This window comes from Paenibacillus sp. EB106-06-01-XG199 (genome assembly GCF_058791575.1).
On the sequence record NZ_JBYTDQ010000020.1, the window covers coordinates 43,126 to 52,509 of the forward strand.

5 protein-coding genes are annotated in these 9,384 nt (G+C 42.2%); all 5 read right to left on the reverse strand.

Translation table 11 applies throughout. The annotated features are described in order from the left end of the window. Positions 1-52: 52 nt before the first annotated feature. A complete protein-coding gene (locus AC3WT9_RS33570; protein ID WP_341377963.1) occupies positions 53-568 on the reverse strand; it encodes a DUF2247 family protein in 516 nt (171 codons plus the stop codon). Between the two features lie 12 nt (positions 569-580). Next, the gene (locus AC3WT9_RS33575) at positions 581-6,070 is read right to left on the reverse strand and encodes an RHS repeat domain-containing protein (protein ID WP_341377962.1); all 5,490 of its coding nucleotides are present in this window, start codon (positions 6,068-6,070) and stop codon (positions 581-583) included. A 269-nt stretch (positions 6,071-6,339) separates the two neighbouring features. Then, a complete protein-coding gene (locus AC3WT9_RS33580; protein WP_492408861.1) occupies positions 6,340-7,419 on the reverse strand; it encodes a hypothetical protein in 1,080 nt (359 codons plus the stop codon). A 165-nt stretch (positions 7,420-7,584) separates the two neighbouring features. Further along, the gene (locus AC3WT9_RS33585; protein WP_492408863.1) at positions 7,585-7,941 is read right to left on the reverse strand and encodes a hypothetical protein; all 357 of its coding nucleotides are present in this window, start codon (positions 7,939-7,941) and stop codon (positions 7,585-7,587) included. 42 nt (positions 7,942-7,983) lie between these two features. Then, positions 7,984-9,384 (reverse strand): RHS repeat domain-containing protein (locus tag AC3WT9_RS33590; RefSeq protein ID WP_492408865.1); only part of this gene is annotated, 1,401 nt, incomplete at its 5' end.

A 9,384-nucleotide genomic window follows, 5' to 3' on the forward strand; every position in this document is an offset into this window, starting at 1 on the left:
TTTAGAAGAATTCCCTACCTTATCGTCTCCATTTATCAAATTAATTTTTGTGTTACCTTTCATCCGACACAGAATACTTCTTTTTTTGTTTCTCCAAATAATCACTCCAATTCTTGTATAATCTTTCTTTATTGAAGTCTACCAAATCAAGTAGAGGCTGATTTGAGGGCATATACCGTACAAACTGAGAAATCTCCTCTGGATAATCAAAATCTGCATAAATAGTTTCAACCACTTCAAAAGGATCTGCATAGTGCTCCTTGTTTTCAAAAACCCACTTCAATACTACATATAAAATTTTTTCTTGGGCAATACTATATTCTTCCATAGACATTGGAGCTAACAACTTATCAAGATATGGATGAACGTCTTCCCCTTTTTTTAACCAAGCTAGGTCGATGACGTCTTGTGATGGAAATTCCTCCTCGCTAATCACATACATTGCATGTTCAGTTGCTGCCTCAGGGTTCAAATAACCATGTTTAATGGCAAAGAATAGATCACTCCACGTCAGATTAATCAGATTCACAATATAATTGTATGGAATCAGGAGATTTAAAGTATTCACTAGTATCACCTTTCATGGTTTTTGATTTGGATATCCAGTAATCTTACCTTTAACAATAAATCTTTGATGTGTAACCTTTCCTTCTAGATTTATTATATATTCATATATACCTGAACTCCCATTCAATTCTCCCTTAACTTGAAGTAACGTCCGTTCGACTCCATCGTTACCTTTAACTATGAAAGTTTTGCCCATTGCTAATATCTTTTCAGTTAAAAAACTAGCGGATCGATGACCTACATCTGATTTAGCCAACGCAGTACCCACACGTTCCGCTTTAACTATTCTTTCTGCTGCCACGAGAGGACTTAAGGGTTTCCCACCTCCTCCAGTCATGCCTAAAATTGCACCGACAACTGCATCGTTTATTGATTGTTCTTCGCCATATTCTTTCATTAATTGACTCTTTGCCCATGAAGCCTGTGCATCGCTACTTTCAAAAGATGTAGCTATATTAAAGAGATTTAACCATTTCTCTCTTTGCTTATTGCCTAAGAATATCATTGGTTTGTGGTCACCAAGATCTTTTCTAATGTCCCAATAAAGTTGTGATCCGCTCCCAGCAATACGGGCAGTTGTAAGCATTAAATCTACTTGACTCTCGGTATAATGCCCTGTAGGGTCAATACGTGTTAACGGATTATTCTCCACATACGTATACAAATTCATACTCAACGGGTTATCAATCTGCCCCTCAACCGTATCCTCATTTAAAAAACGTCCAATACTCGGATCATAATACCGTGCACGCAGATAGTAAAGGCCGGTTTCTGCATCATAAACTTCTCCGGTGTACTTGAAAGAGTTAGAGGTACCTTCCACTTGACTGGTAATATTTCCCCACTCATCATAGGTGTAGTTGTTGACGACCTCTCCGCTTGTATTGACAATCTGTACCACGTCACCATGACCATTATACAGGTAATAATAATCCTTCGATGCCTTCTTATCCTTCTTCACCAATACCCGGTCGCCACGCACAAAGTTCGCTTGTTCCACAAAGACACCGCTGACGATCTTCTCTTCCGAAATGACTTGACCCTGGAAATTATAGTTCACCTGGGTCTGTGTATTGCCATTGGTCTTTAGGTAGCGCATGCCATCGGCATAGTACTGGAAGCTTGTCGCTTTACCTCCCTTGGTCACTCCCGTTAAGGTATTCTGCAAATCATACGTATAACTCGTATCAGTGGTATCAGGACTGCCATTACCGGTATCGGATACGGTCTGCCGATTTCCTCGCACATCGTACGTATATGCAATCCTGCTTCCATCCTGGCGGGTAATGGACACCAAGCGATTCAGCGGGTCGTAACCATAGCTGGTCGTTTGCGCCGCTCCGTCTTTACGAGACTCCCTTACTGTGATTCGGTTTCCATTATTGTCGTAGCTGTAGCTGTAGCCAGAAAGAACAGAACTGCCCTTCGTATTTTTCAAAGTCTCCATCCAGCCCAGCGCTTTATTATACGTATATTTCGTGACGATTTTAGTTCCATCGCTCAGTGTTGGATACACAATGCTGTCGACCAAATCATTCGCATAGTAGCTATACTGCGCGTTTACGGACGGATCGCTGCTAAGGGTAGAGCTTCCATTGGTCTGCACTTTATTCAGTCTTTGCTGGTAATATTGATAATTGGTATAAAAGCCCATGTAGGTGTCATTGATCTGCGTAAACCGGCCTATCACGTCGACCTGATTCCCGATCATCGTGGAGTGGTTTCCCGAAACCGAATACGCAGTTCGCATTTGTCCAAGACTATCCAGGGTTTGCGTTTGAGTCGCGGTGACTGCATTGTTCGTGCGCGTCTGGATCGTCTGCTTCTCAGGGGAACCGTCACCGAAAATCACATTCGTTTCCTGCGTTTGTGCTACATTGTTAAGGATCCCGCGGATGGTGCTCTTTTTCAGTTGGCCTCTTTCGTCATACACATACCCGAATGTGCTGCCATTGCGGTCTCTTTTTGTTTCCAATTGGCCTAGGTTGTTGTAGGTGGAGCTTTCCATTTGCGAAGCTCCATCCTGCTTCACGCTAACCAGTCCCAACTCATTATAAGTTTTCGTATTTAAGGTTTGCGGCGTACCGCCTTTGGCTTGTATCGTCACCTTGGACAGTTGCCCGTTGCCGTCATACGTATAGGTTGTGGTTTGGTTCAAGGCATCCTTCACGGCAATTAACCGGCCCAAGGCATCGTAGGTGTAGGAGGTCGTAACTCCATCCTCATTCAGGTTCTTGTTCGGATCGGTGTAGCCTGTGACCCTTCCTACGATATCGTATCGATAGGCTTCGGTAATCCTTTGCTGATTTGCGGGCCAATCTTTATAGGTGGAAGCTGAAATTTTGTTTCCCCAGGCATCAAAGCTTTGTTCTGCATAGTTCAGCCTTTCGCCTGTTAGCTTATCCTGCAAATAGCTTGTGCTCCTGCGTGCTTTCAGGGCATAGTCGCTGACGATGAGGTCTCCATTTGCATTCGTAGCTCGGTTCTGCCTGCCCCAGGCATCGTAACTGACGGTCATTGTATTTCTGGCTGGGTCGATTATATACACTGGACGATTCCACTCGTCGTAATGATACTGTGTTTGGGTATACTTTCCTGCATTGGGGTCTTTGCGCTCTTCCAATAATGTTTGTCCGAGACCATTGTAAAATGTAATGCCGTGAGATTTGACCGTATTTCCATTAGATGTCTGTGTCAACGTATGTTCCGTATCCACAACGAAACTGTAGGTCCCGGCATTCACTGAATCAAAATTCGTAGAGATCTGATTATATGAGTACCTATATTCCTCTGTTTCAGAATACTTGTCCCCATTTGAATTTGTGAAATTGGGTTTGGTTATCTTTAACAGCCTGCCAAGCTCATCGTAAGTATAGGTGGTTTTCTGCTGATTGCCTTTGATTTCACTTATCAGTAGCCCGTTTCCTTTGTCATAACTCATTTGCGTTTTAACAATTTGCTGATTCGGCTGTCCGAGGTTGAACCACTGCTGTTTTTCAGTCGGATAGGCAAAGTTATACGCCGACCCGTACACAATCACAGACTTAGCAACCCGCAGACCACCTTTCCAGTTCTCGGCAGTGACTGTGAAAGCACTGTTATCTTTTAGATAGGAATAAATGGTAACTTCTCCTGCTGCATTCGTACTTTTCTCTATTCTTCCATCTGATGTGTAAACAACTGTTTCACTTACCGGGGTCCCATCGGTCTCATTTTGATACCATCTCTTTGAAGACAGCAGCTTAAATTTCGGGTCATATTGATATGATAGGGTATATTTCTGCTTAAGAGCAGCGTTATTCCGCTTTTCATTTGACAAAGGTAACGTTTCTGTCTGTACGTATCCCAGAGAGTCATAGGTTAAATCTGTATATAGGGTATTAGGGTTCGTATCTGCATCACCTTCATATTCCCGCTGTTCAATTAAGGTCGGCTTATACTTGTAGTCGGTCAAAAAATTGGAGTACAGGGTAAGTATTCTTTGTCCAGCCTGGCTTCCGCTTATGATCTTGCTCTCTACTGATTCATTTTGCTTCAGATGATTAAATAAAGTGATTGTCTTCTGTAGTGGTGCATTATTTTTGTCCAATGCAGTCACGGTGCTAGAAAAATGATACCCTGCAGGCAGGTTTTCGGGGTCATTGGTTACCCCATAAGCACTATAGTCTCCGCTGTAGGTAAAGACATTATGATTCATAACATATGAAGGCAAGGAATTCCGTAGAATGATATCGCTTCTGCCGCTAACACGTGATTTTTTAATGACTCCGTACTTAGATAAATTATGAACGCCGTATTCGTAATCATAGACCGTTTGCGACGTATTATTGTACTGCACCCGTTTCAGCATGTATTCATAGTGACCATTCGATCTGTTACTGGGCAATATATTACCAAAGAAATCATATTCATTTTTGTTTTCGGCATACTCAAATTGTATTTTCTCATCATTGGTGGCTTCAATCCGGATAAGACCCGTAGCATTATTAAAACCTATGGATTGTTGGAAATATTTAATTTCTTTTACCGGTACGCCGTTTTCGAGAACCCTTACTCTTACATTGGGTTCATTAGATGGAGTTCCGGACCCATATGCCTTGTATTCAAAACTAATTACTCTTCCTAATGTATCCTCGATTCTATTCACATTTCCGTAGGAATTATAGTAATAAGTTATTGTATTACCAAACCGGTCCGTTTGAATCATCATATCTGAACTAAAATACTCTCTCGATTTATCTGGAAACACCAAGGTAGTACCTGAACTACCGTGGGTAATTCTTACATCACCCGTGGGGTAATCCTTAAGTGTATAGTATGCATCCGATCCATCTGTCGGTTTTATAAATTTGGACTCATATTGACCGCCTTTTCCGTCATTATAATAATCTCCTTTTAAGGAAGGTATATTAAATGTCCATCCAAGGCCCAAATAGTTATAACGTTGATCATCGTCCCATGCCCCGGTGTTAATGCTTCTTCCTTCGCTAGGATCATACATGGTCGCAGGATAAAATTGACTCGCTCCGTTGGATTGATAGGTCACGCCGAGATTTAGATCCAAGCCATCTCTTCCCGGCAGACTGATCTGGTTGCTCCTCCAGGTAAGCATTCCGGTTATCGGATCGATGCTCTCTGTAGTATTTTGTTGGTCAGAAAATTGCTGATTAAATGTCTGATATTTATCCTTCAACCCCAACTCGCTCATCGCGTCGTCTATTGTGCCGCTGAGCGAAACCAATGCACTGTACTTAACCTTGGGCTGATCCGATGACACCAGCGGACGTTCCTCATAGACCACATCTGTGACTCTAGGTATCAATAGTAAAGATGTTCGTTCTTCATCCTTGTACACTCCATCAGTTACCTTGGCCGGTGCAGACTGTGAGTTTTCCAATCTGAGTTTATCCTCTATCTCTAGCCAGCTATCCTTGGATTTTTGCTTCAGTTCCCATAGTGTGGGCGAATCTTCATTATACATGTCATGCAGCAAGGCAATGGCATAGACATCGGAGATAGAAGCACCTAAGGCAAATAATTGTCGAATCTGTTCCAGGTCCAAGTTCACCTGTTTGTCATTGTAAAGCGTTGAATATTTCTGAAAAAGGGTCTTCACATCTGGCTCAGACATTACATCATAACCCTCAGCAGGTTGATTCTCCAAGGTTTCCACACTCGACTTGGACTCAGCAATTTCATTCCCCTCTGCGATTAGGGGGAGCGCCGAGATTTTGGAGGTGGGTGTCGGTGCCAATGTGGGTGTGGGTGTGAATTCAGGTGGTACTTCACTATCCGTATGAGAGGTTGGTGATGGTGATGGAGAAGGACTAAGGAGTCCTCCACCCTGGATTTCCATATTTCGAGGAGTTTCCACATTATTAATAATGGTATTTTGTTGACTGCTTACGCCAGCAGCATTAGAAACACCGGCCAAACTATCAAAGATTAAAATAAAAATCAGTAGAAAAAGCGAAACTTTCTTGAACAAAGAATTACGACTCATATCTATCTCTCCCAAATTAAAATGAAATATATAGCTTACACATGCTCTAACAGGTGGCAGCTAGTTCAACATTAAACGCGTTTTTGGATAAAACATACAAATTTCGAATTGACATCAGTCGTTTGATACGGTGTGAACCAGCATCCAATGGAGGCATACTACGAGAACAATTTAGCAATTATCCATTTTGTTTAACTATCTATCATTCATTTTTTAAAGTCATGTACAGCAAAGCACGAATCTAGTGCAAGAGCGGTCCACCCCCTAATTCAATTCACATAAGCTATTACCGGTCTCCAGATTGTTCCGTCATAGGCGGCTTCGGCATTTTTATTAACTACAAAATAGATCGCATCGCCTTTGCTCACCGCCACTGTGAGACCCACTTCGTAACCGACTGCGTCATTATAGGCAACTGTCTTTGACCACAATGTTTTGTTATTCTTCAAAACCTTAGCAACGATCCCGTCCCCTCCGCCTGTACTACTTTTCGCTACATTTCCTGAGATTCGGATCGTACCGGACTTGGGTGCAACCCACTTTCTAACTGAATCCGTCTGATCCGGATGTTGAAAATCATTCAAAATAATCGTATAAGGGGTTAATCCCTCCCATTGATTATTCTTATATTTCAGATCTGTGTATTTCGTCCCGTCCCATTCCTGATAATACCAATTCCCTTGCCCCTGAGTACTGCTGTACTGATCCTGAGCGGAGCTCGCCTCCATGTATGCTATTACCGGTTTCCACGACGTACCATCATAGGAGGCTTCAGCATTTTTACTAACTACAAAATAGATCGCATCGCCTTTACTCACCCCCACGGTCAGCCCCACTTCATAACCAACTGCGTCATTATAGGCAATTGTCTTTGACCAAAGCTGCATCTTATTCTTCAATACCTTGGCAACGATTCCGTCCCCTCCGCCTGTACTACTTTTCGCTACATTTCCTGAAATTCGAATCATCCCTGATTTGGGTGCAATCCACTTCCTTACCGAATCCGTCTGATCCGGATGTTGAAAATCATTCAAAATAATCGTATAGGGGGTAAGTCCCTCCCACTGATTATTCTTATATTTCAGATCTGTGTATTTCGTCCCGTCCCATTCCTGGTAATACCAATTCCCTTGCCCCTGCGTATTGCTATACTGGTCCTGAGCGGAGCTGGCCTCCATGTATGCTATTACCGGTTTCCACGTGGTACCATCATAAGAAGCTTCAGCATTTTTATTTACTACGAAATAGATCGCATCGCCTTTGCTCACCCCCACGGTCAGACCCACTTCGTAACCGGTTGAATCATTATAGGCAACTGTTTTTGACCATAGCTGTATATCATTTTTCAATACCTTAGCAACGACCCCGTCCCCGCTTGTTGTATTACTCTTTGCTACAATTCCCGAAATTTGTATCATCCCTGACTTAGGTGCAACCCACTTTCTAACTGAATCCGTCTGATCCGGATGTTGAAAATCATTCAAAATAATCGTATAGGGGGTTAATCCCTCCCATTAATTATTCTTATATTTCAGATCTGTATATTTCGTCCCATCCCATTCCTGGTAATACCAGTTCCCTTGTCCTTGCGTGCTGCTGTACTGGGAAGTGGCGGAAAATATTGAACTTGTGCCGGTGTACATTCCGACGAGATTTACTTCATTAACTTTTGAAGTCAAGTTCCCCTGCAAATCATATTGATAGCTAACTCTTCCGCTTCTTGAATCTATGTAGTTTAGTCTTCCTGCGGAATCATACGTATAATTTTGATTATTGCCCGAGTTTCCGAAAACAAAGGGAGGTTCTAAAAAGAAAGCTGATAATAGTAAAATTATGACGCCAAATATCCATACAGCTGACCGTTTCTTCATTAGCATTCCTCTTTCGCAAATTACTTTCAGCGCATAGTAGCACTATTCCGTTCGAGTCCCCTTCAGATTGCCATTCGAGTCATAGGTATAGTAAGTAATCTTATTGTTGGGTTGTTTGATCTGCACCAGCCTTCCATTATCATCGTATAGATAAGTTGTCGCTTGCTTAATAATAATGTCATCAATGGAGAGAGCGCCTCCACCATAAATTCCCCAGAACAAATAGTAGTTTTCTTGATTTCCGGTAGTAAAGGTGACCGTTTCTACTCCTTTTGTTCCCGAGGCACTATTCCATGTAGTCCAGCCTTTGGTTTCAATATCATCTAGACCGCGTGCTGAGAAGTAAAAATAGCGGTTAGCATTGGTTGATTCCATATCAATAGATTTGTAAGAAAAGGTCACTGAATATGTCGTATTGCTCTGAAACTTCACTTGATCCAAATCTGTACTTGCGAAATTCGCCCACTGCTGGGAAGCTGTGGAGCTTAGATAGGCAGAATATGAACCACTGACGGTTTTTGAGGATTCATTAGTAATCATTCCGGATACGGGTGAAAAGCCAGTCCCGCTATATGAGCCCCCCTCAAAGGATTCACTTACTTTCGAGATTTCTATATCATCCAGCGAAAGAGCGCCACCTTGACGGATGCCCCAAACCAGATAGTAATTATCCTTGCTCCCTGTCGTGAACGTAACGGTTTTGCTGCCCTTACTGCCACTAGGGTTCAGCCAAGTAGTCATTCCTTTCTCTTCTAGCTTGTCCGAACTCCGGGCCAGGAAATAGAAATACCGGTTGGCGTTTGAAGAATCCATATCAGCTGATTTATAGGAGAAAGTTACTGAATAAGTCGTATTGGGTTCGAATTTATACTTATTAAGATCTGTATTTACAAATTCCTTTGTTGGTTCGGTCGCCAGTGATTTAAGGTAAGCTGAATATTGTCCAGTAACCACTTTGGACGATTCATTAGTAATGACCCCAGAGCCAGCATTGAAATTAGTATTGGTAAACGAACCACTCTCAAAGGATTCATTTACTTTTGTGATTTCTATATCGTCAATGGACAGGGCGCCGCCTTTAAATATTCCCCAGATCAAATAGTAATTCTCTTTGTTTCCCGTTGTGAATGTTATCGACTTTCTCCCCTTATTCCCACTTGCGTCGCTCCAGGCCGTCCAGCCTTTGTCATCTGTATCATCTGTACTTCTGGCTAAAAAATAAAAACGGCGATCACTTCCGGTTGGCACCATATCGATAGTTTTATAGGAAAATGTAACTTTGTAGGTCGTATTTTTTTCAAACTTCACTTTGTTCGTATCCGTATAGGAAAATGCTTTCCAATCCTCTGTGTTTAATGAAGAGAGATAAGCTGAATATTGACCGTTAACTATTTTTGCTGGGTCACTCGTAATAACACCGGATCCGGCAAGGAAATTAGTCTG